Source organism: Parageobacillus galactosidasius, assembly GCF_002217735.1.
GTDB classification, from domain to species: domain Bacteria; phylum Bacillota; class Bacilli; order Bacillales; family Anoxybacillaceae; genus Parageobacillus_B; species Parageobacillus_B toebii.
Map to the genome: position 1 here is coordinate 727,068 of NZ_NDYL01000002.1, position 25,454 is coordinate 752,521.

Annotated in this window: 29 protein-coding genes; 8 read left to right on the top strand and 21 right to left on the bottom strand. The window is 41.0% G+C overall.

Going from position 1 to position 25,454, the window contains the following annotated elements; translation table 11 throughout:
• Positions 1–15 precede the first annotated feature (15 nt).
• The 3 genes from B9L23_RS13115 to B9L23_RS13125 all read right to left on the bottom strand — a co-directional run bounded on the left by B9L23_RS13115 (position 16) and on the right by B9L23_RS13125 (position 3,166).
• The gene (locus B9L23_RS13115) at positions 16–840 is read right to left on the bottom strand and encodes a carbohydrate ABC transporter permease (RefSeq protein ID WP_081189753.1); all 825 of its coding nucleotides are present in this window, start codon (positions 838–840) and stop codon (positions 16–18) included.
• A complete protein-coding gene (locus B9L23_RS13120) occupies positions 837–1,748 on the bottom strand; it encodes a carbohydrate ABC transporter permease (protein WP_081189760.1) in 912 nt (303 codons plus the stop codon). The genes B9L23_RS13115 and B9L23_RS13120 overlap by 4 nt, the downstream gene beginning before the upstream one ends.
• A gap of 110 nt (positions 1,749–1,858) precedes the next feature.
• Positions 1,859–3,166, bottom strand: a complete 1,308-nt coding sequence (locus B9L23_RS13125; protein ID WP_223812198.1) for an ABC transporter substrate-binding protein — start codon at positions 3,164–3,166, stop codon at positions 1,859–1,861.
• Between the two features lie 197 nt (positions 3,167–3,363).
• Here B9L23_RS13125 and B9L23_RS13130 point away from each other — a divergent pair, with 197 nt between their 5' ends.
• Positions 3,364–4,146: an EcsC family protein gene (locus tag B9L23_RS13130; protein ID WP_089097830.1), complete on the top strand. Its 783-nt coding sequence runs from the start codon at positions 3,364–3,366 to the stop codon at positions 4,144–4,146.
• A gap of 28 nt (positions 4,147–4,174) precedes the next feature.
• On the opposite strand, the gene B9L23_RS13135 is transcribed toward B9L23_RS13130, so the two are convergent.
• The 6 genes from B9L23_RS13135 to B9L23_RS21155 form a co-directional block, all read right to left on the bottom strand.
• Entirely contained in the window at positions 4,175–6,364 is a 2,190-nt protein-coding gene (locus B9L23_RS13135; RefSeq protein ID WP_089097831.1) for an alpha-galactosidase, read from the bottom strand.
• A gap of 209 nt (positions 6,365–6,573) precedes the next feature.
• Positions 6,574–8,238 carry a glycerol-3-phosphate dehydrogenase/oxidase gene (locus B9L23_RS13140; protein WP_089097832.1) on the bottom strand — a complete coding sequence of 555 codons (1,665 nt, stop codon included), beginning with the start codon at positions 8,236–8,238 and terminating at the stop codon, positions 6,574–6,576.
• A 191-nt stretch (positions 8,239–8,429) separates the two neighbouring features.
• A complete protein-coding gene (locus B9L23_RS13145) occupies positions 8,430–8,993 on the bottom strand; it encodes a glycerol-3-phosphate responsive antiterminator (protein ID WP_081189453.1) in 564 nt (187 codons plus the stop codon).
• 15 nt (positions 8,994–9,008) lie between these two features.
• Positions 9,009–9,170 (bottom strand): hypothetical protein, encoded by a 162-nt coding sequence (locus tag B9L23_RS20535; RefSeq protein ID WP_162839694.1) that lies wholly within the window; start codon positions 9,168–9,170, stop codon positions 9,009–9,011.
• Positions 9,171–9,186: 16 nt separating this feature from the next.
• Positions 9,187–9,567: a sensor histidine kinase gene (locus B9L23_RS21150; protein ID WP_245842417.1), complete on the bottom strand. Its 381-nt coding sequence runs from the start codon at positions 9,565–9,567 to the stop codon at positions 9,187–9,189.
• Positions 9,564–10,187 carry a HAMP domain-containing protein gene (locus B9L23_RS21155; protein WP_245842420.1) on the bottom strand — a complete coding sequence of 208 codons (624 nt, stop codon included), beginning with the start codon at positions 10,185–10,187 and terminating at the stop codon, positions 9,564–9,566. Before B9L23_RS21155 ends, B9L23_RS21150 begins: the two co-directional genes overlap by 4 nt.
• A 269-nt stretch (positions 10,188–10,456) precedes the next feature.
• Here B9L23_RS21155 and B9L23_RS13155 point away from each other — a divergent pair, with 269 nt between their 5' ends.
• A complete protein-coding gene (locus B9L23_RS13155) occupies positions 10,457–10,924 on the top strand; it encodes an Hsp20/alpha crystallin family protein (RefSeq protein ID WP_089097833.1) in 468 nt (155 codons plus the stop codon).
• 41 nt (positions 10,925–10,965) lie between these two features.
• On the opposite strand, the gene B9L23_RS20540 is transcribed toward B9L23_RS13155, so the two are convergent.
• On the bottom strand, positions 10,966–11,109 hold the full coding sequence (locus B9L23_RS20540; protein WP_162839695.1) for a hypothetical protein: 144 nt from the start codon (positions 11,107–11,109) through the stop codon (positions 10,966–10,968).
• 127 nt (positions 11,110–11,236) lie between these two features.
• Here B9L23_RS20540 and B9L23_RS13160 point away from each other — a divergent pair, with 127 nt between their 5' ends.
• The gene (locus B9L23_RS13160; RefSeq protein ID WP_081189452.1) at positions 11,237–11,425 is read left to right on the top strand and encodes a hypothetical protein; all 189 of its coding nucleotides are present in this window, start codon (positions 11,237–11,239) and stop codon (positions 11,423–11,425) included.
• A complete protein-coding gene (locus tag B9L23_RS13165) occupies positions 11,425–11,679 on the top strand; it encodes a sigma-G-dependent sporulation-specific acid-soluble spore protein CsgA (protein WP_089097834.1) in 255 nt (84 codons plus the stop codon). Before B9L23_RS13160 ends, B9L23_RS13165 begins: the two co-directional genes overlap by 1 nt.
• 35 nt (positions 11,680–11,714) lie before the next feature.
• Here the strand turns inward: B9L23_RS13165 and B9L23_RS13170 are convergent, their stop codons facing one another.
• Positions 11,715–12,053, bottom strand: a complete 339-nt coding sequence (locus B9L23_RS13170) for a YppG family protein (RefSeq protein ID WP_089097835.1) — start codon at positions 12,051–12,053, stop codon at positions 11,715–11,717.
• A gap of 171 nt (positions 12,054–12,224) precedes the next feature.
• Here B9L23_RS13170 and B9L23_RS13175 point away from each other — a divergent pair, with 171 nt between their 5' ends.
• Together B9L23_RS13175 and B9L23_RS20545 are read left to right on the top strand one after the other, a co-directional pair.
• Positions 12,225–12,425: a YppF family protein gene (locus B9L23_RS13175; protein WP_062752685.1), complete on the top strand. Its 201-nt coding sequence runs from the start codon at positions 12,225–12,227 to the stop codon at positions 12,423–12,425.
• 85 nt (positions 12,426–12,510) lie between these two features.
• A complete protein-coding gene (locus B9L23_RS20545) occupies positions 12,511–12,681 on the top strand; it encodes a hypothetical protein (RefSeq protein ID WP_162839696.1) in 171 nt (56 codons plus the stop codon).
• Positions 12,682–12,724: 43 nt separating this feature from the next.
• Here B9L23_RS20545 and B9L23_RS13180 read toward each other — a convergent pair whose 3' ends face one another.
• A complete protein-coding gene (locus tag B9L23_RS13180; protein WP_062752686.1) occupies positions 12,725–13,093 on the bottom strand; it encodes a YppE family protein in 369 nt (122 codons plus the stop codon).
• A gap of 62 nt (positions 13,094–13,155) precedes the next feature.
• Complete coding sequence (locus tag B9L23_RS13185) at positions 13,156–13,404, bottom strand: hypothetical protein (protein ID WP_015864240.1); 249 nt, start codon at positions 13,402–13,404, stop codon at positions 13,156–13,158.
• 259 nt (positions 13,405–13,663) lie between these two features.
• On the opposite strand from B9L23_RS13185, the gene recU reads away from it, so the two are divergent.
• The gene (gene recU / locus B9L23_RS13190; RefSeq protein WP_081189457.1) at positions 13,664–14,269 is read left to right on the top strand and encodes a Holliday junction resolvase RecU; all 606 of its coding nucleotides are present in this window, start codon (positions 13,664–13,666) and stop codon (positions 14,267–14,269) included.
• Between the two features lie 36 nt (positions 14,270–14,305).
• Positions 14,306–17,044: a penicillin-binding protein 1A gene (locus tag B9L23_RS13195; RefSeq protein ID WP_089097836.1), complete on the top strand. Its 2,739-nt coding sequence runs from the start codon at positions 14,306–14,308 to the stop codon at positions 17,042–17,044.
• Positions 17,045–17,070: 26 nt separating this feature from the next.
• Here the strand turns inward: B9L23_RS13195 and B9L23_RS13200 are convergent, their stop codons facing one another.
• From B9L23_RS13200 to dinG, 8 genes are all read right to left on the bottom strand, one after another.
• Positions 17,071–17,574 (bottom strand): YpoC family protein, encoded by a 504-nt coding sequence (locus B9L23_RS13200; protein ID WP_089097837.1) that lies wholly within the window; start codon positions 17,572–17,574, stop codon positions 17,071–17,073.
• Positions 17,558–18,229 (bottom strand): endonuclease III, encoded by a 672-nt coding sequence (gene nth / locus B9L23_RS13205; RefSeq protein WP_062752690.1) that lies wholly within the window; start codon positions 18,227–18,229, stop codon positions 17,558–17,560. The genes B9L23_RS13200 and nth overlap by 17 nt, the downstream gene beginning before the upstream one ends.
• A gap of 51 nt (positions 18,230–18,280) precedes the next feature.
• On the bottom strand, positions 18,281–18,988 hold the full coding sequence (locus B9L23_RS13210; protein ID WP_089097838.1) for a DnaD domain-containing protein: 708 nt from the start codon (positions 18,986–18,988) through the stop codon (positions 18,281–18,283).
• Between the two features lie 66 nt (positions 18,989–19,054).
• Complete coding sequence (gene asnS / locus B9L23_RS13215) at positions 19,055–20,347, bottom strand: asparagine--tRNA ligase (protein WP_062753186.1); 1,293 nt, start codon at positions 20,345–20,347, stop codon at positions 19,055–19,057.
• A 145-nt stretch (positions 20,348–20,492) separates the two neighbouring features.
• On the bottom strand, positions 20,493–21,683 hold the full coding sequence (locus B9L23_RS13220) for a pyridoxal phosphate-dependent aminotransferase (protein WP_089097839.1): 1,191 nt from the start codon (positions 21,681–21,683) through the stop codon (positions 20,493–20,495).
• Between the two features lie 21 nt (positions 21,684–21,704).
• Complete coding sequence (locus B9L23_RS13225; protein ID WP_171698697.1) at positions 21,705–22,181, bottom strand: cell wall elongation regulator TseB-like domain-containing protein; 477 nt, start codon at positions 22,179–22,181, stop codon at positions 21,705–21,707.
• A 12-nt stretch (positions 22,182–22,193) separates the two neighbouring features.
• On the bottom strand, positions 22,194–22,364 hold the full coding sequence (locus B9L23_RS13230) for a YpmA family protein (RefSeq protein ID WP_073967870.1): 171 nt from the start codon (positions 22,362–22,364) through the stop codon (positions 22,194–22,196).
• 271 nt (positions 22,365–22,635) lie between these two features.
• The gene (dinG, locus tag B9L23_RS13235) at positions 22,636–25,401 is read right to left on the bottom strand and encodes an ATP-dependent DNA helicase DinG (RefSeq protein ID WP_089097841.1); all 2,766 of its coding nucleotides are present in this window, start codon (positions 25,399–25,401) and stop codon (positions 22,636–22,638) included.
• Between the last annotated feature and the right edge of the window lie 53 nt (positions 25,402–25,454).

Genomic DNA, 25,454 nt, shown 5'->3' on the forward strand with positions numbered 1-25,454 from the left:
CTAAAAGAAATACTTTTATTTGATCGCACTCCCTAACATTCCAGAAATGAAATGCCGTTGTAATGCTAAAAAGAAAATAATAATAGGTACCGTTGCAAGGGTAACTCCTGCCATTACTTGCCCGTAATCAATGCGTGATAATCCAAACAAACTGGATAACGCAACTGGGAATGTATACATGTCCTCAGACGATACAGCAATGAGCGGCCATAAAAAACTATTCCACTGATACATAAAAAGAAAAATTGCTGTTGCTGCAAGTGCTGGTTTCATAGATGGAAGTACAATTCGAAAGAAAATTCTCCATTCCCCTGCTCCGTCAATTCGTGCAGCTTCAATTAGCGCATCTGGAAACGCCAACATATTCTGTCTCATGAGGAAGATAGCAAACGGATATGCGAGATTAGGTAGAATTAGAGCTTTATAAGTATTTAACCAACCTAATGCTGCCATCATTTTAAAAAGCGGAATCACTGTTGCATGATATGGAATCATCATAGATATCAAAAACATCGCAAAGATGATATTTCGGCCTTTAAAACGAAATTTCGCAAAAGCATAAGCCGCCATCGTACAAATTAATAAACTTAATACAGTATAAGTTGTTGCTACAAATAGAGAGTTAAACATCACTCGTCCAATACCAATCGACTCATTTAAATGTGTAATATTGTCAATAAGTTTATTCCCAGGAGTAAGGGTTGGAGTTGCGCTAAACATTTTTCCGCTTTCATTTGTAGCGCCAATCACTGCCCAATAAAACGGAAATAAAGAGATAAGAGCACCTATTATAAGCACTACATACAACCCAATTTTTTGAAACATCTTTGTTTTCTTCATTTTTCATCACCCGAGATTTTGAATTGAATGAAGCTTAAAATAGCAATTAAGATAACTGTGACATACGCAATTGTAGAAGCATAACCGAAGTCAAAATATCGAAAACCCGTTTGATATAAATACATTCCTATAGTCAATGTTGCGTCACTAGGTCCTCCTTTGGTTAATGTATATGGCTCATCAAATAATTGCAAAGTACCAATTGTGGATAAAATAGCAGTAAATAAAATCACCGGTTTTAGTTGTGGAATTGTAATGAAAAAAAATTGTCGCACCTTGTTCGCACCATCGATACTTGCTGCTTCATATAATTCTTCTGAAATGTTTTGCATCGCAGCGAGATAAATGACCATATTATATCCAACCCAACGCCATGTCATTGCCAAAATTAACGCTACTTTTGCCCATACAGGATGCGATAACCAAGGGACAGAATTGATTCCTGCGATTTCTAATGTTCGATTTATAATACCGTCTTCCATCATCATAATTGAAAAAATAATAGAATATGCGACAAGGGAAGTAACAGCCGGTAAAAAATAAGATACTCGGAAAAATCCTTTTAATTTCAGTAGTGCAGAGTTTAAACATGTCGCTAATACGAGCGCCAAAAATAACATGATTGGAACTTGAAAAACTAGAATAATAAAGGTGTTTTTCAACGCTTTCAGAAAAATATCGTCATGAAACAAACGTTTATAGTTATCAAACCCAGCAAAAACAAACTCGCCACCACCACTTGTCTGAAAACTGAGTATGAACGAATAAACAATGGGATAGACCATAAAGATGGCAAACAAAATAACAGCTGGCGCGATAAATAAATAAGGAGTTAGTGTTTTTAAACGAATGCGTTTAGCATTTTGAGTTGAAATGTTAGGAACCGTAGATCTTAATTTTCCAAACATCGGTTTCAAGCAAAATCCCTCTCTTTTGCTTATATTCTATTTTGAAAAATAATGAGAGATTTAGCATCAACTCTAAATCTCTCATTTTGTATTTTCTTTCAAATAGCTAATTAGTAAGTATTTATTTCCCTCTTCGTCCGATCCTTGATACGTTTCGCAGCTTCTTTTAAGGCTTTCGTTGCATCTTTTCCATTGAATACATCGGCTTGTGCCTTAATAGCCTCATCCAAAGCAATAGAATAATCATTTGTATAATAAGCCGTTGGAATGTCTTTCATTTCATTCGCAAACAATTCCCAAATTTTTTGCCCCCCGAAAAACTCAACACCGCTTTTAAACAATTCAGAATCATAAGCTGATGATAACGATGGGAATAATCCATATTTTTCCATAGTCATTAATTGAATGTCTTTGGTCGTTGTGAAAAACTCTAGGAATTTGTAAGCCTCATCTGCATGTTTTGAAGAGGCAGGAATCATCCAACTACTTCCGCCTAAGTTAGCAGCACGATTGCCTCCTTTTTCAAATGCCGGAAGCAAAAATACTCCCCATTTTCCTTTTGTATCTTTTGCTTGATCAATGATGGTACCATAATACCATGCACCAAATGGTATAGTTGCAACAGAGCCATCAACCGTTGCAGAAACTACACCATTCCAACCGTCTACATTTTTAATTAATTTCGCATCATCAAATTTTTTTAACATTTCCATCGCTCGAACTGCCTTTGGATTGGTCAAATCAATATTGCCGTTTTTATCAAAGTAATAAATCCCTTGCTGATTTAACATCATCCGAAAAATTGGATCATCTTTGAATTTATCAAGAGGCATCGCATACGTACCAGTTGCTTCTTTTATTTTCTTACCAGCCTCTAAGAAATCATCCCATGTTTGAATGGCTTCTGGTTTTACTCCTGCTTTGTCAAAAAGGTCTTTGCGATAAAACATTCCAACTGGCCCTGCATCGAACGGCATTGCATAAAAATTGCCTTTAACAGTTGTTAAATCTTTTTTAAACTGAGGGAATAAGTTTGCATGTTTATCAAATCCTTTTTCTGATAGGTTTAAAAACCCTTTTGGAAACGCTTCAACATATCCATGAATACGATCATCCTCCACAAGCACAATATCAGGAAGTCCCTTCCCCCCAGCCGCTAAACCAGTAGACAACTTATCATACACATCTAAGCGACCGATATCTTCTACTTTCAGCTCAACGTTAGGATGCCGTTTCTGATATTCTTTCATCGCTTCATTTAGTGCTCCAACATTAACATTCCACGCCCAAGCCGTAAGAGTCACTTTTTCCCTAGATTTCCCTTCTTTGTTTGATGAAGCCGAATTATTGTTGCTACAAGCTACCATAAATAAAACAGAAACAACTGTCAGCATAAATAATTTCCAATACTTTCTCACTTTATCTCCTCCCCCTAAATTTGTCATATCTATCTAAACTTTTTAACGAAATTTTAGTAAAATTATAACGAAAAGTCAATATTTTTTTAATTAATAAAATTAAAACATTATTTACTTCATGAAACATTTTTTGTTACGAATCGTAATAATAAGGCATACTACAATTAATAAAACAATGAAAATAGAGGTGCCATCATATGGAAACCACATTTTCTTTATACAATGAACTTCAAAAAATTAGAGAATGGGAACAAGACCAAAAAGACTTATGGTTTTGGGAAAAACTTGGGCGCTTGCCGTTTAAAGTACTTGATCAGCTGACACCGAGCATCGTACATAAAAAACTCGGGCAATTGCTTGACGAACTGGGAAGTTATATACAAACAGGCGGGCAATATCTTGTCAATGAAGAAAAAATATTAGAGAAACTCCACGTCACAACGGTGCAACAAGCCGCACATCTGCCGCTTGCGACAATGGACCGCGTTTGTGATGAATTAATCGACGCGCGCGTGACGTTTGCTCAAATTCAAGGGGCAACAACAGGCGTCGGCGGAATACTGACACTTGCCATTGACATTCCAGCATTGCTCGGTCTTGCGTTAAAAACATTACAGGAAATCGCCATTGTTTACGGTTATAACCCGAAAGAGAAAAAAGAACGTATTTTTATTGTGAAATGTTTACAATTTACTTCCGCTGATATTGTCGGCAAAAAAGCGATTTTGGACGAGCTTACGTCATTTTCCAACGAGCATCGGCAAGTTTTTTCCCAAATCCAAGGATGGCGCGAAGTGATGATGACATTCCGTGACCAATACGGCTGGAAAAAGCTGTTTCAATTTGTTCCAATTGTCGGCATTATTTTTGGTGCGGTGTTTAATAGAGCTTTTATTAAAGATATCGCTGAAACAGGGAAAATACTGTATCGGAAGCGGCGGATTTTAGAAAGACTCTCTCAACTAGAAACCGGTGTCTAGCCGCATTCTAGACACCGGTCTTACTTTATTAATGTGATTCTTTTAAATGCCAAATGACGCTGATGAAATCGCCGCGGCGCTCCGGAACATTCAGTCCCACATACATCAGTTCATCGCCGCCGTACACTTCTCCGCTTCCGGTGATTTCGTAATCTTTATTTGGATCCAGCCCTTTAAGCCGCAAGAACGACAGCGGTGCATTCGCTTCCGCCAGCACGCGAAAATAGGCGACAAACGCTTCTGATTTGTCTTCCGCTACAAACATCCATGCCGTTTCATTTCCTTCAAATGGGCTTAGTATTCTGTAAAACGTTCCAAACTGCACAAGACGGCGAATGTCTTTATAAAATGCGACTTGCTGCTTGACAATGGCTTTTTCTTCTTCGCTTAACTTTGTCAAATCCAGTTCATAGCCAAAGTTTCCCGACATCGCCACATGCCCGCGCATTTCCAGCGAGGTGATGCGATGAACTTGATGATTCGGAACAGCTGACACATGAGCGCCCATAGCGCTAATCGGATAAACGAGACTTGTACCGTATTGGATTTTCAAACGCGAAACAGCGTCGGTATTATCACTCGTCCATGTTTGCGGCATGTAATATAGCATCCCCGGGTCAAACCGTCCTCCGCCGCCGGAACAACTTTCAAATAAGATATGCGGAAAACGTGAAGTGATTTCCTCCATCACCCGATATAACCCTAACATGTAACGGTGCACCGTTTCGCGCTGCCGTTCCGGAGGCAGGGCGGCAGAGCCGATCTCTGTCATATGGCGGTTCATATCCCATTTCACATACGAAATCGGCGCGCTCGCTAACACGTTGGAAATGGCTTGAATGATATAGTCGCACACTTCTTTGCGGGAATAGTCCAACACAAGCTGATTTCGTCCTTCCGATCGCGGACGATTCGGCACATGAAGGCACCAGTCTGGATGCTTCCGATACAGCTCGCTGTCCACCGAAACCATTTCCGGTTCCATCCATATACCAAACTGCATGCCCATTTGGTTAATGTTTTTTGCCAGCCCTTCTAGTCCATTTGGCAGCTTCTGTTTATTGACGAACCAATCTCCTAACGAACTGCGGTCATTATCGCGTTTGCCAAACCAGCCATCGTCTAGCACAAATAGCTCAATCCCTAATTCCGCCGCTGTTTTCGCAAGGCGCAAAATTTTTTCTTCATTAAAATTAAAATACGTCGCTTCCCAGTTATTAATAAGAATTGGTCTCTCGCGATCCCGATATACTCCGCGCGCCAAACGAGTTCGATATAGCTGATGGTATGTTTGCGACATCCCGTTTAGCCCTTTATCTGAGTACACCATGACAACTTCAGGTGTTTGAAACGACTCGCCTGGTTCTAACAGCCAAGTAAAATCAAACGGATTTATTCCCATTGATACGCGCGTCGTACGAAACTGGTCGACTTCTATTTGCGCAAGAAAATTACCGCTATATACAAGACTAAAACTGTATACTTCCCCATAATCCTCGTTTGCTCCTTTTTGAAGCAAAGCGATAAATGGATTATGTTGATGGCTGCTGGCGCCGCGTCGGCTTTCCACCGCTTGTGTCCCAGACACAAGCGGCCGTCTTTCTATCATCCGTTCCCTTGCCCATGCTCCCGGCAAATGCAGCCATTCGTAGTCAGCATGAGGGAAATCTACGTTCATGCTTAGCGCCCGCAACAGCTTAATGCGTTCAGAACCATTATTGTCAAAACGGACGGAACGCGTAATCACATTCCATTTTTCATATACGGTATAAAGCAGCGCAACACGCAAACCGATAAGCTGATCTTCCAAGAAAATTTCCAACGTTTCTGCCTCGTTTTCGTTTTCTACATAGGTGGCTGGCAGCCCCTCTAACTTCGGCTTTCCTTTATAAATTCGATGGGTTTTGTAGCGCAAATCTGAAATCGTCGACCCATTTTCTAATTGCACTTGATACGCCGGTGCACGAAAATCGGTATTGCCATACGCTGGATATTCCTGGGGCAATGTGTCTAAGGAAAAACGACGATTAGACAAATCCGGATTAGGTGAAAATGCGCGATCCAAAAACCGAAACTTTCTCGATCCACCTCCATTTCTAATCTTTTTCCCCCAATAAAAATGAGCCAAATATCCGCGGCCGACAATTTGCATCATGTAACTCATATCGTTCGCTTGAATATGAAACATCCTAGTCATTGGATTATATGTAATCCCCATCTTTATCCCCCTCTTCATCAACTTAACAATAATTAGATGTAATCGCTTGCATTATTTTTATTTATTTTAAGTAAAAATTCAGTAAAAAACAATTGCATGCTATCTATAATACATAAAAAATGGTGCTCAAGAAAATAGGATTGAGCACCATCCTTTAAAATAGTCTTAGTGAGACCTCGCCTCTTCCCGAAACGCTTTTACTTATCTTATTAATCATGTTCACTCGGAACAACCGCTTGATGCAACGCTTTTTCCAGTTCTTCTGCATAGGCTGCCGTCTGCTCTTCCGTCCATTGCAAATAGTTGGCCATAAAGGCAGTGACGCGGTCTTTCCAGCGGCGAACAGAAGCGATATCAAACAATAGCGCGCCAGTACGACGGATGAAATAATCAATCGGTTTTGCGGTCATTTCATAGTCAATGGCATATACAAGGCGAACAAACTGCTCGCGGGAAAGGCCGCATGAATCATCGTATTGTTCACTTAGTTCAAATAATTGATCGACGTTGGTGCCGTATATTTTCGCTAATCGTTCCCCTTCTTCTTTCGTAAAACCATAGCGCACCGCTTCTTCGGCTTTTTTCGCGATAAAGGCTGGCAATTGCTGTGAGCCGCCAACATCTCCGCCGGAAATCGGTAAATGTTTTGTTTGGCATGGACGGAATGTTCGTCCTTCTTCTTTTTCCAACAGTTTCGCAACTAAATCGACGACCGTTTCTGCCATTTTCCGATAACCGGTTAGTTTTCCGCCAGCAATCGTAATCAGCCCTGTTGGAGATTGCCAAATTTCGTCCTTGCGTGAAATTTCCGATGGGTCTTTTCCTTCTTCATATATAAGCGGCCGAACACCCGCCCAGCTTGATTCAATATCATCCGCGGTAATGTTTACGGATGGGAACATATAGCGAATCGCACGCAGTAAATAATCGCGGTCTTCTTTTGTCATTGTCGGGTTGGCAATATCTCCGTTGTAAAACGTATCGGTCGTGCCGACATACGTTTTTCCATCGCGTGGAATCGCGAATACCATGCGGCCGTCCGGCGTATCAAAATAAATCGCTTGTTTCAACGGAAATCGTTTTTGATCGATGACAATATGAACTCCTTTTGTCAGCTGCAGCATTTTCCCCGTTTTTGAATGGTCTTTTTCCCGCAGCGTATCTACCCATGGCCCGGCAGCGTTGATCACTTTTTTCGCGCGTATTTCGTAAGTGCGGCCGCTTAGCTGATCGCGGCATCGCGCACCGATCACCTTGCCGCTTTCATTGTAAAGAAATTCTTCCACCTTCGTATAGTTTACGGCATGAGCGCCGAATTCCGCCGCTTTTTTCATGACTTCTATCGTCAAACGGGCATCATCCGTACGATATTCGACATAATAGCCGCCTCCTAGAAGACCTTCCTGTTTAATCAACGGCTCTTTTTGCAATGTTTGTTGGGCGTTTAACATGATTCGGCGTTCGCTTTTTTTCACCCCGGCTAAATGATCATATACCCATAAGCCGATAGATGTGCTCCATTTGCCGAACGTTCCCCCTTTATGAATCGGCAAAAGCATCCACTCTGGCGTAGTGACATGCGGACCGTTTTCATAAACGATCGCCCGCTCTTTTCCCACTTCGGCCACCATTTTTACTTCGAATTGTTTCAAATAACGAAGTCCGCCGTGTACGAGCTTGGTCGAACGGCTGGAAGTACCTGCCGCGAAATCTTGCATTTCCACAAGCGCCGTTTTCATGCCGCGCGTGACTGCGTCTAACGCAATACCGCAGCCGGTAATGCCTCCTCCTATCACTAATACATCGTAATATTCTTTGCTCATTTCTTCCAAACGTTGACGACGTTGTTTGCTTGAAAACAATGTCGCTGTCATGAAAAAATTCCTCCTTTATTGTTAAAAGACAAAAAGAGACCATTGCAAACACGATAAGCTTCCGCTTACCATGCATGCATGGTCTCTCCTGATCTCCTGACTTATTATTAACTTACTTTTATTATAGCGAAAAACAGCTTGTTTGGCTAGTGAAATATGGTATCTTTTTGAAATGACTGTTTTCATGTTTCTTACAAAAAACACTCATAGTGTTTCCATAAATCTTTATTCGAAGTGGTTACGGAAACCGCCCCTGCTTCTAACGCGCGCTCAACGTCGTCCACGGTGCGAATAAGGCCGCCGGCATAAATCGGTTTGCCTGTTCGTTCCTTTACTTCCCGAATAATATGAGGCATTGCCCCAGGGATCACCTCAATGCAATCAGGTTCTGTTTTTTCAATCAATTGATAGCTTTTTTCAAGCGCATGTGAATCGAGCAAGAAAATGCGCTGAATGGCAAGCACCTTTTTTTGTCTTGCCTTGGTGATGACATTTCCCCTCGTAGAAATAAGCCCGTACGGATGAAATTCTTGGCATAAATATTCCGCCGCATGCTCATCGTGGCTCAACCCTTGAACTAAATCCGTATGAATGATCAGTTTTTTTCCATGCTGCCGCGCGTAATGAAACACGCTTTTCAGTTGAGAAATATGCACTTCTAATAACACTCCATAAATATAGCGGCTATTTAAAAATTTCTCAAAATCTTTCATCGTTTTCATCGCAGGGATGATCTTCTGACAACGAATATCCATCGTTTTCCACCTTTTTCATGCTCTATTTTTTTCCGCCTCGATTTCTTCCATGCAAGATAATGACATCATTGTCCGCGGTTTGCAAGTCGCAATTTTTACTCCTCGTTTGCGAAATTTTTCTACGACGTGCTGGATATTTTTTTTCTGCATCATCGTACTTTCGTGAAGATGTTCCATTTGATCTCACCTTTCTTTACTTTCCTCTAGGAATCGATAACTCAACGGTTGTTCCTTTGCCGACCTCACTGTCAATCGTAATTTGTCCATCGTATTTATCGATCATTTCTTTTGTGATGGCTAATCCAAGACCAACGCCGCCCTTTTCGCGGCTTCTCGCTTTATCCACACGGTAGAACCGCAAAAATACTTTTTCTAATTGATCCCGTGGTATTCCGATCCCGTAGTCTCTTACCGGAACCGTAACAAACCGCTCTTCTTCTTTGATCGAAATGGTCACTTGTTTTGCTTGTTGCGAATATTTTACCGCATTATCTAATACAATTAACAACAATTGTTCAAAATGATATTTCGTTATCCGAATTCGCGCCGCTTTACTCGATAAATCATTGATCACAAATTGAAAAATTGTTTTTGTTGATCAAACAATCGCTCAATCTCGTCCATCATTTTATTGAACATCATCATTAGTTCCGACATTTCATCATTAGAAGCTGGAACGTCGATGCGCTTTTTCATCCCTTTATTTTTAATATCCATCATTGTTTTTGTTAACGTTTTTAGACGTCCAACAAAATTTTGGGCAACAAGCCTGCCGATGAAAGCGTTCATAATCATTGCCACGACCCCAATGACAGTCATGATGAAAAACAGTATATTCATCATTTGTTGAAATTTCACAAGGCGGCGTGCAATTTCAATCGTTCCATTCAAGGTCGAAGTATGTAAAGGCTCCCGTAAAATAATGAAACGTTCATCGTTTACAAAATGATAATCCATTTGCAACTCTTTTGGAGCACCGCTTGGCGATAAGGAAATGGAAGCGCCGTTAGAAACAGAGACAACAACGTTTCCTTTACGATCAAGCACCCGAATCAATTGGTATTTTTCGTTTAATTCTTCGAGCAGCTGTTTGCTTTGACGAATATCCTTCCATGATAGATTACGTTTTTCCGCATAATAAGTTTCAATTTCTTCAACCGTTTTTTTCATCGCTTTTTCTTCTTCGTTTAACAACCATTGCTTCACCACATGATATTGCAAAAACGTGAAAACAAAATAAGTAATAAAAATGGCGATTGCAGAAAGAAAAGTAAGCTTCCATTTTAATGAGACGTTTTCCGATCAAAAAAGTTTCATGACCGCATCACATATCCAGCGCCTCGTACTATTTGGATATAACGTTCTTTGTCGGTTTCATCAAGTAAAAATAAGAGTGACTTTTTTCCATTACTGCACATACATTTAAACTAAGGAATGCCATGCGAAAGGAGGGCTATGGGGGAATGAGCGATCATTTTCAGCCGCCGATGAAAAAAGAGGGAAATAGTAACCCGCTCCAACATTTATGGGAAATGGTCGACCAATTTTTTGATGAACGACCGTTAAAAAAAATGATGGAAACGCTCGATGAATACTTCCAGAAAACGCTTTCCCACACCTATATTCCAATTGATGTTCGCGAAACGAAAGATGAATATACGATTATCGCTCATCTTCCTAATGTAAAACGAAACCAAATTCAGTTGGAATTTATCGATAATCATTTACAGCTTATCATCCAAAATAATGAAATGATCGAATCAATAGACGAACAAAGTCATTTTTATCAACAACGACGAATGCATCAACATATTGCTCGCGTAATCCCATTGCCTTACGCAGTAAGTGAAAAAGAAGTAAAGGCGTCATGGAAAAACGGCAAACTGATCATCCGGCTGCCGCAAAAGCGAAAATATATCGATATCGAATAAGAAAAAGGGCATGTCCAAAACATGGGCAGCCCTTTCTTATATTATGAATTTTTATGTGATTTACTTCCGTATTTATTATTGATTTCAGGAGTCGGGTCTTTTTGAATATCCCATTCTTTCGCGATTTTTTCACGATTGTTTGGATATTTGTTTTTTCGTTCGCGATTGTCATTGCGATTTGTCACATCCAGTCACCTCCATAAAAACGGATCTGTCTTCGTTAGTTTATGCTGTTTCCTATTTTATTAACCGCTATGCATCATACATACTTTTGTCACGGTTAACTCACTCTACTTATAGGAGGTGCGGATGATGAAAAAGTCATTGCCTGATTTTGATCGATTAACCGACCGGCTCATTAATGAACCATCTGATGAACCGATGGTAGTCATAAAAACGAATCTGGATCCGAAGCAAGTTACCGAAGAAAACCCGTACACACATGGAAAACAAACCGTCAGCAAAACATTTGAAATGTTTTTTAAAGGGGAGGAAACGTAATGGAAAAGACGCTTGCTTATTTGCGGGAAATTTTATCGAACTATACAGAATACCATGATGACACCCCACGCCGCATTTATAGAAAACTGCTCAGCAAACCATACAAAAGTGAAAGCGAATTCGTCCGCGACCTGTCGCAAAAAGAAGCCGCTTTTTTAGACCGCATTTTGCCTCATGAAATTCGCTACGCGATGGATGAGCGCGATTTTGAGCGAGTATATCAATTAAATGAAGTGTATGAGCTGCTCATTTAAAAAGCAAACTCCTCCACGAACGTCCGCGGAGGAGTTTACTTTTTAAATGTGTTAATTAATCCTTTAAGCACCCCGTTTACTTGATTAACGGTATTAATCATTTGCCCCATGGTGTTCATCATTTTATTAATATCATATGTGCCATCGGATTTTTTAAACTGTGCCATTAACGACTGAATACCAGGTGATGGCGGTGTTAACAAAGGATCAGGTTTTGGGTATGGCGCAGGGTACGGAGACACAGCGGTATGTTGTTGATGCCCGATCGGCAAATAGCTAGGAAACGGCGGGGCATATTGATATGGATGCCACGCATGGTGATATGGCGCATAAGGAGAAAATGGCGTGGATAAAGGACGTGGATATCGATACATACATCTACTCCCCCCAATTTCTAGGCTGACATAGTATATGTGCAAAAACAGATGAACGTGAGGATGGACATGTCATGAATTGTCGGAAGTTTTAATTTTCCGAATTTAAAAAAATCCCATCTTCTTATGGTACTATTATTTATATATAAAAGGGGGAAGGGGGAAAGCAGGATGAACATGGCGGAATTAAAAAACAAATTTATCGCAGTAAAAGACTATGAACCGACTGATATGAATGAGTTGCTTTGTTTTGCGCGCCAAATGTATTTGCGCGGAGAGATCACGATTGCACAGTACCGCGATCTTGTTCGTGAATTGGAACTTGCTGGTGCTTATAAACCAGATAATAAAAACGAATATATCGGCTTATAAATCCTGAGAGGGTTGCTTTTCCCTTTCTTTTTTTGTATACTTCTCTTTTTTTTTTTGCCAAAGTAATAACAAGGGGGTGTTTGCAATGGGTAGAGGCGTCCATTTTCAACATAAGCTAAAAGGCCATGACCATGAGAAACCGAAGCATGGAAACAATGTTTCGCCAAAAGCGACAGAGCGCGTCGAATATGAAATTGGAACCGTCGCAACAGAAAACAGCGGTCCTGTTTCTGTAAAGGTGAAAAAAGATTTATAATAAAAAAGCTGTCTTCTTTTACATCGAAGACAGCTTCCGTCTATCATTGCTGAACGCTCTCTTCTAAGCATTCTTCGATAAGCAACAACGTATATTCAATCGATCGGCAAAATTGCTTGATGCGCCGATGTGGGACCGATGGATAAAATGCTTCCACACATATTTTTTCGATATTTTCTCCTGCCGTTTCAATTTGTACTTCGTAAATATGCTTTGGTCGTACTTTTTTCACCCATAAAAGCGCCATTTGTTTCCATTCGTCTACTACTTGTTTTACTTGATCAGCAAATGGCTTTACCTCTTCAAAAAAATCCGGTTCCTTTTGTTGCTCTTGAGCTTGCTGAGAAATGTATAGCAATTGCTTATTGTAGTCCAATAACTTTTCTGTCAACACTTTTAACTGCTTTTCCATGGCGATTTCCCTCCAAGCGTCCTTTTTTACTATACCATACCTTTTACGCTGAAGGGAAAAACTTAAACAAAGTAAAGCTTTGAAGCAAATGGAAGTGATGGATCCTCTCCTTCCGCAAAATCATCTAATTGCTCTTCGACATTCGCCAATTGTTGCTCTAATCGCTCAAACTGTGTTTGGTTTTGTTCATAACGCTCCTCAATGATATCTTCGATCACTTTTTCCATTTTGGCGTCTACTTGCTGTATTAATTGGAAAATTTCATATAGTTGTTTTTCCACTTCCTCTTTTTTGGCCCACCGCTGATCCACTGTTATCTCCTCCCATCTTCATGATGATAATCAATTCGCGATAAAACCTTGACTCCCTTCCTATATGACAAAACTAGAACTATTTCGGCAAAGAAAGTGTCCGCAATCATTACTTCGAACAATTTCGACATATGTAAAATACGGTCAAGAAAAAAAATTGTCTGCGTAATCATGTATGTGAAAGGATGAATTGAGATGCTTATTGCACCCGTTTCTCGATTTCCTATGGTATAATAGAAAACATTCAAAGGAGATGAAGATTATGTTTAAATATCCTGGAGGCAAAACGTATGAAACAAAACAAATAAACAAGCCGATTCATCCATTTCAGACAAACTACGGAAATCGGGGAATGACGCTAGAAGAAGATTTGAATGCAACAAACGAATATTACCGCGAACACGGGATTGCCGTCATTTATAAAAAACCGACGCCGGTGCAAATCGTTCGTGTCGACTACCCAAAACGAAGTGCCGCAGTCATTAAAGAAGCATATTTTAAACAAGCATCCACCACTGACTACAACGGTGTATATCGTGGGAAATACATTGATTTTGAAGCAAAAGAAACGAAAAATAAAACATCGTTTCCATTAAAAAATTTCCATGAACACCAAATTCATCATATGCAACAAGTATTGCGGCACGGGGGAATTTGTTTTGTCATTTTGCGTTTTACTACACTGAATGAAGTTTATCTTCTTGATGCGAACCATTTGATTATGTTTTGGGAACAACAACGATCAGGAGGAAGAAAATCCATCCCGAAACGAGAAATCGAACGGTACGGCCATTACATCGCACTTGGCTACCAACCGAGAATTGATTATATTAGTGTAGTAGAAAAAGTCTACTTTTCTCATTAACAGATGTAAATTTCATAAGAAAGGCAGGATTCGCTTATGTCTGGTGAATATCGTTCTCGTGTGGAACGAAAACAAGCATCCAAGCGAGCAAAGCAAAAGAAAGCGAAAAAACAAAAAGGTACATCGCTCTTTAAAAAATTAACGGTTGCTGTCTTATTGTTCATGATGATAGGAATGGTGGGGGGAATTGCCACATTTGCCTATTTCATTAAAGATGCGCCGCCGTTTGATGAAGCAAAAATTAAAGACCCTTTATCGTCCACTGTTTATGACATGAATGGCCGTAAAGTGGCGGAGCTCGGCGGTTACAAACGAACCTATATTTCTTATAAAGATATTCCAAAAGTGTTAGAAAACGCTGTTTTGGCGACAGAAGACGTTCGCTTTTACAAGCATCACGGCGTGGATTTTATCCGGCTTGCCGGCGCTGTTGTTGCTAACATAAAAGAAGGGTTTGGGGCCGAAGGCGGAAGCACGATCACTCAGCAAGTCGCCAAACTTACTTTCTTATCACAGGAAAAAACGTTAAAACGAAAAGCGCAAGAATTATGGCTTTCCCTTCGTTTGGAACAAAAGTATTCGAAACAGGAAATTTTAGAAATGTATTTAAATAAAGTTTATTACTCAGACAGCATTTATGGCGTGGCTAGAGCCGCGGAATATTATTTTGGAAAGACGGATTTAAAAGACTTGACGCTTCCTGAAGCGGCTTTGCTTGCGGGAATGCCGCAAAGCCCAAACAACTACAACCCATATGACCATCCGGAAGCAGCGAAAAAGCGCCGGGATCTTGTGTTATCGCTAATGGCAAAACATGGCTTTATCACAAAAGAGGAAGCGGAAAAAGCAAAGCAAGTACCGATCAAATCGATGCTGGTTGAACGAAAAAAACATGATAACTCTATTCCGTATGACTCGTTTATCGATGAAGTTATTAAAGAAGTTACCGATCAAGCGAATGTTAACGTGTTTGAAGACGGATTAAAAATTTATACGACGCTAGACCAAGATGCGCAAAAACATGTGGAGGATTTATTAAATTCCGATACGTTGTTTACAGATAAAAAAGACTTGCAGTCGGCAATCGCGCTAGTTGATACAAAAACAGGCGAAATTCGCGCGCTTGGCGGCGGACGCCATCGCGAAAAGGTAACGTTTGGGTTTAACTATGCGATTCAACCAGTCGGTCAGCCTGGATCATCCATTAAGCCAATTTTAGATTACGGTCCGGCAATTGAATACTTAAAATGGTCGACTGCCCATCAAATCGTCGATGAACCATACTCTTACTCTAACGGAAAGCCGATACGAAATGCTGATAGAAAATATTTAGGTCCGATGACCATACGCTATGCTTTGGCAAAATCCCGCAACATTCCAGCGTTAAAAGCGCTTCAAGCTGTTGGAAAAGAGCGTGCAAAAGAATTTGCTAACAGACTCGGCATGGGATTGGACGAAGTGCATGAAGCGTATGCGATCGGCGGATTGGAAAACCGTGTTTCTCCATTGCAAATGGCTGGAGCTTATAGCGCTTTTGGCAATAATGGGGTATATATTAAGCCGCACGCTGTCACGAAAATCGTCTTTCCGGACGGCACAGAGATGAACTTAAAACCAAAACCGAAAAAAGTGATGAAAGATTATACAGCGTACATGATTACAGATATGTTAAAATCGGTTGTCCAATACGGAACGGGTACGCTTGCGAACGTTCCAGGGCTTCATGTTGCCGGCAAAACGGGAACGACGAACTATCCTAGCGAAGTGGCGAGAAAATACGGTCTATCTGAACGCGCCGTACCGGACAGCTGGTTTGTCGGCTATACACCAAACTATACGGCAGCGGTTTGGACCGGATTCAGCAAACGCAGCAGCACCGCTGATTTATCACAATATGAGCAGAAGATTTCACGCCTTTTATTTAAACAGGTCATTTCCTACGTAGATGATGGCGGCAGCGATTTTAAAATGCCGAATAGCGTTGTAAAACTGCCGATTAAAAAAGGCACTAATCCGCCAAAACTAGCAAGCAAATATACGCCAGAAAGCGAAATTAGTTACGAATGTTTCGTCAGAGGAACGGAACCGACAGAAACAGCGAAAGACGAACCGGAAACATTGCCATCAGTAACGAATTTGCAAGCGGCGTATAACGCGGAAACAAACTCCATTTCTGTTTCATGGAACTATAGCAACGACAACGCCATCTTTGAAGTTCGTATAAAAAATGACAAAGGCGAGCAAAATGTCGTTACGACAAGAGAAAAAGCGATTACTGTCAATAATCCAACACCAGGCACTTACACATTCGCCGTTTACGCAAAAGATGGAGAAATCCAAAGCAGACCAGCATTGACTAGCGTACGAGTGCCAGGGGAAGAACAAAACCAACAAGGAGAGGAAAATCAAGATCAAACTTCTCCTTCTGATCAAACAAATCAAGGTGAAAATATCGAACAACAACCAAATGAAAATAATAATAATGGAACTAACGAGGACAGCAATAACAATGATAATAGCAATAATAATGGCAATTCTGATGGCACTACTTCCCCGACGCCGCCATCTACCAATCCGACAACTCCTCCGCCGCAAAATAATAACAACAATGGCGGAGGAAACAATGGAAATACCCCGCCTAACAACAGGGGAAATAACGGCAATACCCCTCCTAATGGGGCAAATAATGGTAATACTCATAATACCCAGCATAACAACGCTATTGGAACCAATCCTTATCGTTCCAATGTCATAAAACAAGAAAGTGAAAATTAAAAAACAATAACAAAAGGATGTCTCGCCTATCGAGACATCCTTTTGTTTATTGCCATTTGTTTGTACGCTAATTTTGCCGTTTCCTCAAATAATTCGCTCAACTGAATAAATGAATGATATATATCGCAACGGTCAAAAACAAATTGAAGTCGTTCCGGACAATTTACCGGCTTCAGCGGCAGCGCACGTATTTCTTCTTGCCAATGACGCACGTTTTTTACTCGCCTTCCATTTAGCCAAAATAAACAAGAAAGCAAATAAGAAAGCCCGCGAATCATTGGGGCGCGAGCAGAACGCCGGTCGCGCTTGGCAAAACAGCCCTCTAACATTTCTTTCTCCTCATTCCACAACTGAAGCACTGCAGGAATCGATTGTTCGATATTGCTCCAAGGAAACGGTTCGCGTTCGATCATATCATAATAAAAATAAACGATTTTCATCATATGCGGAAAAGACTTCTCATCTTTTATTTTCATGACTTCTCCTTCACGAAAAAACAATGGATGCACAAACTCATTTGGTATGCGCATCATTTGTCCCCCTTTTGCGCATTCGCTTTTTTCCTTCCCGGCATAAATCAAGAAGCGGACAAACGTGACATTGCGGAGACTGTGCTTTACAATGATAACGGCCAAAAAAAATCATGCGATGATGTGTAATGGACCATTCCTCTTTTGGGATTTTTTTCATTAATGTTTTCTCGACTTCTAACACAGAATCATTCCACCGGCAAAAACCGAGCCGTTTGCTAACGCGCTCAACATGCGTATCCACGGCAATGGCTGGTATGCCAAAGGCGACAGAAACAACCACATTCGCCGTTTTCCGTCCAACTCCCGGTAATTTCATTAGCTCATCGCGATCTTTCGGCACTTCTCCATTATATTTTTCCATTAATATCGCGCATAATTTTTGAATATTTTTCGCTTTGTTGCGATAAAGACCAATCGAGCGAATATCTTGCTGCAATTCTTCAAGAGGGACAGATACATAGTCTTCTGGAGTTTTGTATTTTTCAAATAAATGTTTTGTTACTTTATTGACTAATGCGTCCGTACATTGGGCGGATAAGACGACAGCAATTAATAACTCAAACGGATTCCGGTGCACTAACTCACAATGTGCGTCGGGAAACATTTCTCCCATTTTATCCAAGCAATAGCGAATTTGTTGTTTCGTAAGCATCAAACCCTCTCCTTTCTCCTTGCAAAGAAAAACGAGAGACAATGCTCTCGCTTATGAGTCCAGCCAATTAAAAAATGGGATCGTTTGTTTATATTCATTTTGCACAGGACGAATCGACTTCGTTGATTGCTGATGTTTTCGGAATTTTCTTCCGTAATTTTGCGCCTGCTCGATCGTGCGAATTCCATTCTTTTTCCATTCAAATAAAATACGATCAATATAGCGGAAATTCAATTTTCCTGATAACACCGCTTCACGAAGCGCTGCTTTAATGATGAGCGGACTATGCCCGTCCTGGTCAATCCACATCGATAATGTTTCACATTCAAACGGAGAGAGAGGACGGCCAAATTCTTGTTCAAACACCGTATACAAACTTTCCTCTTCCTCTTGCCGCTCTTGTTTTTCTTCTTTAAGCGACTCGGCGTATAAATAATGAACAAGCTTTTCCCAAAGCGGCTGCAGCGAATATTTTTCACTGCGAATCTCCCGCTCATCCATATGCTCTTCAATCGAAATAAACCCTTTTTGCAGCAATTTACGAAGCATTTCCATGCACTCGGAAGGAGTGACCGTCATTTTTTCGGCTAACTCAGCTGGAGTAGGAAATAAAATTCCTTCTTCGATAAAGGAATGCATATGTAATAATAGCACGAATTCTGTTTCAGACAAACCGAGATGTTTATAGTGATTCAACAATAATTTTGGAATGGCAAAACTTCCTTGCGACAGCCATTCGACCATTTTCTTTTTATCCATACGGATGCACCTCAACTATAGTATAACATAACGGGATAAAAAAACCCCCTTTTTCGGGGGATTTCCTTACGGATAAAGACGATTGAGCAAACGTGGAAACGGAATCGTTTCGCGAACATGATCGACGCCGCAAATCCAAGCAATGGTACGCTCTAGACCAAGTCCAAATCCAGAGTGAGGCACGGAACCGTATTGCCGTAATTCTAAGTACCATTTATACGCATCAAGCGGCAAATGATGTTCTTCTAAGCGTTGCTTTAATAGTTCATAGTCATGAATGCGCTCTGAGCCGCCAATAATTTCACCGTAGCCTTCTGGCGCAATTAAATCCGCACACAACACGACTTCCGGACGATTTGGGTCCGGCTGCATATAAAATGGTTTTAATGTGGTTGGATAATGCGTAATAAATACAGGTTTATCAAAGCTTTCGGCAATCGCTGTTTCATGAGGTGCGCCAAAATCGTCACCCCACTGAATGTCGTTAAACCCTTTATCATGCAAAAGCTGGATCGCCTCATCGTATGTAATGCGCGGGAATGGCGGTTTTACAAGCTCGAGCTTCGTCGTGTCACGTCCTAATGTTTTTAACTCTAGTTGGCAATTTTTCAATACAGATTGAACGATATGCGAAACGTATTCCTCTTGAAGTTTTAAGTTATCTTCGAATTCGTAAAATGCCATTTCTGGTTCAATCATCCAAAATTCAATTAAATGGCGGCGCGTTTTGGATTTTTCGGCACGAAATGTCGGGCCGAACGAAAATACTTTACCGAGCGCCATTGCCGCTGCTTCCATGTATAGTTGGCCGCTTTGTGACAAATAGGCGTCCTCATCAAAATATTTCGTATGAAATAATTCCGTCGTTCCTTCCGGCGCACTGCCAGTCAAAATTGGCGGATCGACTTTCACAAAGCCATGATTGTTGAAAAATTCATATGTTGCGCGAATCACTTCATTACGAATTTTCATAATCGCGTGCTGACGGCGCGACCGAAGCCAAAGATGGCGATGGTCCATTAAAAACTCTACGCCGTGTTCTTTCGGAGTAATCGGATAATCAACCGCTTCATGGATAATTTCTAAGTTTGTTACGGAAAGTTCATAACCGAATGGAGAACGTTCATCGACACGCACCGTTCCTGTGACGTATAACGATGTTTCTTGCGTGATGGATTTGGCAATCTTAAAAACGTCTTCCGCTACTTTTGATTTTTCGACAACTCCCTGAATAAAGCCTGTCCCATCACGTAGTTGCAAAAAGGCTATTTTTCCGCTAGAACGCTTGTTGGCAAGCCAAGCGCCAATGGTTACTTCTTGTCCTACGTAATTTTTTACCTCTGCAATCGTTGTTTTCACGTACATTTTCCCTCCAACATCTGTTCCAACACAATGTATGTACAATCATTCAATATTATACATTTCGACAAAAAGAGAAGCAATAGAAAAGGAACTCCGCCTCATTAGGAAAGCGGCTCTGCCAATAAGCAAAGCCGCTTTTTGATCATGAGCGCTGAAGTTTTTGTTCCATAAACTGTTTGATGCGTTCCACCGCTTTTTCCAATACATCGAGCGAAGTGGCATAAGACAAACGAACATTGTCTGGCGCGCCAAATCCAGAGCCTGGTACAAGCGCAACGTTTGCCTCTTCCAACAGTGCTTCAACCAATTGGTCCACCGTATCATAACCAGCCATTTGCGCCGCTTCACGAGCGTTCGGGAACAAATAAAACGCCCCTTGTGGTTTCACACAAGTAAACCCTGGAATTTGGATCAGTTTTTCGTAAATAATATTTAATCGTTCTTCAAACGCTTTGCGCATTTCTTCCATCGGCTCTTGTGGGCCGCTGTACGCGGCAATGGCCGCATATTGCGCAATCGAGGTCGGGTTGGATGTGCTATGGCTGGCAAGATTGGTCATCGCCTTGATAATTTCTTTATTTCCCGCCGCATATCCAATCCGCCATCCCGTCATTGAATGCGATTTGGACAAGCCATTAATGATGACGGTTTGCGCTTTTAACTCCGGCGACAATTGCGCGATCGATACGTGTCTCGCGTTTCCGTACACCAATTTCTCATAAATTTCATCGGAAACGACCAAAATGTCATGCTCTAAGCAAACTTCGCCAAGCGCTTTTAACTCCTCTTCCGTATAAATCATTCCTGTCGGATTGCTTGGCGAATTGATAATCACCGCTTTTGTCCGCTCCGTAATCGCCGCTTTTAACTGTTCTGGTGTAATTTTAAATTGATTTTCTTCCATCCCCTCGACATAAACTGGCACACCGCCGGCAAGCTTCACTTGCTCTGGATAGCTAACCCAATATGGAGTCGGGATGATCACTTCATCCCCTTCGTCTAAAATAGCTTGAAACAATGTATACAACGCGTATTTTGCTCCAACACAAACAATAATTTCTGACGGCTCATAACGAAGCTGCTGATCTTTTTCGAACTTCTTAATAATTTCTTCCTTTAGAGCTGGCAGGCCACCTGATGGCGTATATTTCGTATATCCTTCATTCATCGCCTTTACGGCTGCGTCAATAATATGCTGCGGCGTGTTAAAATCCGGCTCGCCCGCGCCTAAGCCGATCACATCATAGCCTGCTGCTTTTAGTTCTTTTGCCTTTGCCGTAATTGCTAATGTCGCGGATGGCGTGAGTGAAGCAACCCTTTTTGAAAGTTTCATCGTTTCTTCCCCCTAATTGCGTCATTGTTGAAAGCTGTACCTCTTTAAAAATGTTCCGTCAGTAAAACTTAAGTAGTAAAACGAATAGCGATCATATTGATCAATATATGTCAACTCCCAAAGAGGTACGCCCTTTTCCATACCAAGCTTAGCGGAAATGAGCTTTTTCGGATGACGCTCCGCTTTTAATTTCGCGATCGCTTCCGATTCCGTAATACCGCTTTTCGCTCGTTTTATAACAATTTTCCCTTTCTTTTCTGGAACCCAAACAATATATTTTTTCCCTTGCTTATTCTTGCCGATAAACACAATATAAGTTTTTTCGCCATAGTATGTATAAGTGCGCTCAATCTGCGTGAAAACAATTTTTTCTTTCGCGCGTTCTAACGCTTTTTCCTCCAATGACTGTTTCGGCATCAAAGCATCTTGATAAACGGATATCGCCTGCCAAACTCCAAGGCATAAAAAAATGAAAAGTAAAACGCCCCATTTTTTCATTTCCATCACATCTTACGTGCGATAAATAGTAAAAATAGCCTGCTTTTTATCATTTTCATCCAAAGCTAGTCCAAACATAAGATTGTCTCGTTTCAATGTTCGGTTCAGACAATCAACAATTTTATACAAGTCCTCGGAATGTTGGATTTTTACGGTAGCGAGCACTTCAATTTTACTTTCCATTTACGTCGTTTCCTCCTGTGTGACACAAATTTTGTTACTTATATGAATAAGGTACAACGGCAACAATACAAATACAACAACAATTTGACATGTTGTATTTCTTCACTAATTATAACAGGTTTGCCTGTTTATTTCATAAAAAATTGCCCACCTACACCATAATTTTAACAGGCGCCTTGCTTTTGCATTTATACGCATGCGGCAAGGCGCTTTTTTCAGTAATTGGATCAAAATAGCCTAGCTATAGATTACGCCATTTTCCGCTCATTTATCATAGCCATTTTTCAAGTTTTTGCAAAAGTTGATCAAGCGATGCTTCATAAATCGTAAGCGACGGTAACGAGTTTAAAAAGTATTTTCCATATGAAGCAGATGTAAGACGGCGATCAAAAACAAATACCGCCCCTTTATCCTTTTTCGTTCGAATTAGTCTTCCAAATCCTTGTTTAAAACGAAGCACAGCCTCCGGAAGAGACAACTCGTAAAAAGGATTTCCGCCTTTAGCGCGAATATACTCGCTTTTTGCTTCGATCAACGGATCATCTGGAGGTGCAAATGGCAAGCGGACGATCACTACTACCGACAATTCGTCACCAGGCAAATCTACACCTTCCCAAAAATTGCTTGTTCCAAACAAAATGGCTTGATCAAACTGTTGAAACGCTCTTGTCAGTTTTGTCGCACTCCCGCTTTGCACCCCTTGAGCAATCAATACATAGTCTTCATTCCGTTCCTCCATCTTCATCGCGGCTGCCGTCAATTTGAGCAATTCATATGACGTAAAGAGAACAAGCATTTTTCCTTTGATTCGTTCGGCAATTTGTGATACCCCTTCAGCAACTACGGCAGCATATTCTTCCAAAGATACAGAAGAAATCGGCGGAAAATCGCTTGGAATCATTAACATTGCCTGTTCTTTATACGAAAACGGAGACGGAATCGTTTGGCAAATCGGATAAAAATCGCTTAATCCAAAACGGGATATTATATATGCAAAGCTGCCATTCATCGTTAATGTTGCCGAGGTAAGCACAATACTTTTTTTCGGCATAAACAGCCGTTCGGCAAAAAATTCATCCAACTGAATGGGCTGTGAGTAAACAGCCGTTGCATTAGCTGCTCCTTTTTCTTCCGCTTCAATCCACCGGACCACCATTGGGTCATCGCTTTCGATTAAATCGTATAATGTATCAATGATTTGGTTCAAGGATGAAACGTCGGAAAAATAGGAATAGGGCTGGGCAGATATGGACGATTCCATGTTGTTTTCTGAAAAAAACGTTTGCAACTGTTTTGTTTCATCGACAAGGTTGGCAACATGGCCGCGGATGCGCCAAAGCAATTCTTTCATTGCGCTCCATTGGCGGCCGCTTTCTTTTTGTGGTTCAAATCGGTAGCGGCAGCGTCCAGATTCCGCTGATTTCCTTTCTAATGCATAACGGCGTATCATGCGAAACAGTTCATCACATTCAAACTGAAGCTCTTCTACAAGCTGCCCGCAGCGTAAAAAATGATTATCCGCATTCCAATGGCGCCCGGCAAATAATTTCATTAATTTTGCGAGCGAACCATTTTCATTCACTTTTCCAATTCTTGTTAGTATTAAACGAATCGAAACATAATCCACTTGCTGCCCAAAATAATGGGACGCTACCTCTTCTAAATGATGCGCTTCATCAATAATCATATGCTCATAATCAGGCAGAAGCGGAGTAGAAGCAGTAACATCATGCAATAAAAAAGCGTGATTCGTAATCACAATATGAGCTTCTTCCGCTCGCTGCTTCGCTCTCCAAAAGAAATTATATTTGCCGCCATTATCTTCCTCATCCATAACTAACAGCGGCCAAAATAAACGCGCGCCGGACGATGCATTCAATTCATCCATATCTCCCGTTTCCGTTTGCGTCAACCAAACAAGAAGCTGACATTTTAATAACACAACATCGTAATTTTGATGATGTTCCTGCAAAAAAGCGATGAACTTGTCCAATGAAAGATAATTGCGCTTTCCTTTCAGCACCGCTACGCGAAGCGGAAACGGAACGACCTCTTTTAAAAAAGGAATATCCCGTTCAAGAAGCTGCTGTTGCAACTGAAGCGTATGTGTACTAATCACAACACGTTTTTGCTGTTCATATGCAAAAAAAGCGCTTGGAATTAAATACGCCAGCGATTTGCCAATTCCTGTCCCCGCTTCGATTAAAGCGTGCTGAGACGTTTCGAGCGCCTCATAAACGAGCTTCATCATTTCCCATTGCCCATCTCGTCTTTCATAATGATCAAGCGGAAGCGTATGCGGGCCAGCAAAAAACGCGGCAAATGAGGCGTCTTTATGATGATCTTCCTCTTTTCTTTGCATCGAAACAGGTTTTTTCAGCGCAATGCCGCGGTAAAATATATACGACTTTTCATCCGCTAAAGACGCCATCTTTTCCATAATGATATTGTCTAACAATGGATATAAATCACTTTTAAGATAAGGAGACAATCTCTTTAGATGCTGCAATGTTATAAGCGGCAGTTGACGCAAACGGTTCAGTAACGCAATGAACAATTTAGCTGTCACTTCCGCATCGCTATCGGCTTGATGCGGCTGGTCATGGTCAATATGCAGCTGTTTTGCTAAATCTCCTAATTTATAGCTTTCGGCAGTCGGAAAGACAATGCGAGCAAGTTCGACCGTATCAATCGTTGGTCCTGAAAACGGGGGCAATCCTGCCATATGCAATTCTTCCTGCAAAAACTGCAAATCAAAAGAGACGTTATGAGCAACAAAATAAGACTGTTGCAACATGTCAGCCACTTTTGCAGCTTCCTCAGCAAAACTAGGTGCATCCGCGACCATTTGTTCAGTAATATTTGTTAATTGCTGAACAAATGGAGGAATGTCTCGTTCTGGATTAAAAAAACTAGAGAAACGATCAACAATTTTCCCGTTCTCAATGACCACCATGCCAAGCTGAATGATGCGGTCGCCTTTTTTCGGAACATTCCCCGTTGTTTCTAAATCAATAATGACAAAACGGTCTTTCATGTTGTCACCTCAAAATAAAAAGCGTAACGAAAGGGGGCTCCCTTTCGCTATCA

Excerpts from the sequence above, each read along its gene's own strand:
- B9L23_RS13165 (WP_089097834.1), top strand. The coding sequence starts at position 11,425 with ATGGAAAAGACGCTTGCTTATTTGCGGGAAATTTTATCGAACTATACA.
- B9L23_RS13175 (WP_062752685.1), top strand. The coding sequence starts at position 12,225 with ATGAACATGGCGGAATTAAAAAACAAATTTATCGCAGTAAAAGACTAT.
- B9L23_RS13120 (WP_081189760.1), bottom strand. The coding sequence starts at position 1,748 with ATGTTTGGAAAATTAAGATCTACGGTTCCTAACATTTCAACTCAAAAT.
- B9L23_RS13140 (WP_089097832.1), bottom strand. The coding sequence starts at position 8,238 with ATGACAGCGACATTGTTTTCAAGCAAACAACGTCGTCAACGTTTGGAA.
- B9L23_RS13130 (WP_089097830.1), top strand. The coding sequence starts at position 3,364 with ATGGAAACCACATTTTCTTTATACAATGAACTTCAAAAAATTAGAGAA.
- dinG (WP_089097841.1), bottom strand. The coding sequence starts at position 25,401 with ATGAAAGACCGTTTTGTCATTATTGATTTAGAAACAACGGGGAATGTT.
- B9L23_RS13195 (WP_089097836.1), top strand. The coding sequence starts at position 14,306 with ATGTCTGGTGAATATCGTTCTCGTGTGGAACGAAAACAAGCATCCAAG.
- B9L23_RS13170 (WP_089097835.1), bottom strand. The coding sequence starts at position 12,053 with ATGTATCGATATCCACGTCCTTTATCCACGCCATTTTCTCCTTATGCG.
- B9L23_RS20545 (WP_162839696.1), top strand. The coding sequence starts at position 12,511 with ATGGGTAGAGGCGTCCATTTTCAACATAAGCTAAAAGGCCATGACCAT.
- B9L23_RS13180 (WP_062752686.1), bottom strand. The coding sequence starts at position 13,093 with ATGGAAAAGCAGTTAAAAGTGTTGACAGAAAAGTTATTGGACTACAAT.
- B9L23_RS20535 (WP_162839694.1), bottom strand. The coding sequence starts at position 9,170 with ATGGAACATCTTCACGAAAGTACGATGATGCAGAAAAAAAATATCCAG.
- B9L23_RS13145 (WP_081189453.1), bottom strand. The coding sequence starts at position 8,993 with ATGGATATTCGTTGTCAGAAGATCATCCCTGCGATGAAAACGATGAAA.
- B9L23_RS13210 (WP_089097838.1), bottom strand. The coding sequence starts at position 18,988 with ATGGATAAAAAGAAAATGGTCGAATGGCTGTCGCAAGGAAGTTTTGCC.
- nth (WP_062752690.1), bottom strand. The coding sequence starts at position 18,229 with ATGCTTACGAAACAACAAATTCGCTATTGCTTGGATAAAATGGGAGAA.
- B9L23_RS13115 (WP_081189753.1), bottom strand. The coding sequence starts at position 840 with ATGAAGAAAACAAAGATGTTTCAAAAAATTGGGTTGTATGTAGTGCTT.
- B9L23_RS13225 (WP_171698697.1), bottom strand. The coding sequence starts at position 22,181 with ATGAAAAAATGGGGCGTTTTACTTTTCATTTTTTTATGCCTTGGAGTT.
- B9L23_RS13220 (WP_089097839.1), bottom strand. The coding sequence starts at position 21,683 with ATGAAACTTTCAAAAAGGGTTGCTTCACTCACGCCATCCGCGACATTA.
- B9L23_RS13200 (WP_089097837.1), bottom strand. The coding sequence starts at position 17,574 with ATGCGCATACCAAATGAGTTTGTGCATCCATTGTTTTTTCGTGAAGGA.
- B9L23_RS13230 (WP_073967870.1), bottom strand. The coding sequence starts at position 22,364 with ATGGAAAGTAAAATTGAAGTGCTCGCTACCGTAAAAATCCAACATTCC.
- B9L23_RS13155 (WP_089097833.1), top strand. The coding sequence starts at position 10,457 with ATGAGCGATCATTTTCAGCCGCCGATGAAAAAAGAGGGAAATAGTAAC.
- B9L23_RS13135 (WP_089097831.1), bottom strand. The coding sequence starts at position 6,364 with ATGGGGATTACATATAATCCAATGACTAGGATGTTTCATATTCAAGCG.
- B9L23_RS13160 (WP_081189452.1), top strand. The coding sequence starts at position 11,237 with ATGAAAAAGTCATTGCCTGATTTTGATCGATTAACCGACCGGCTCATT.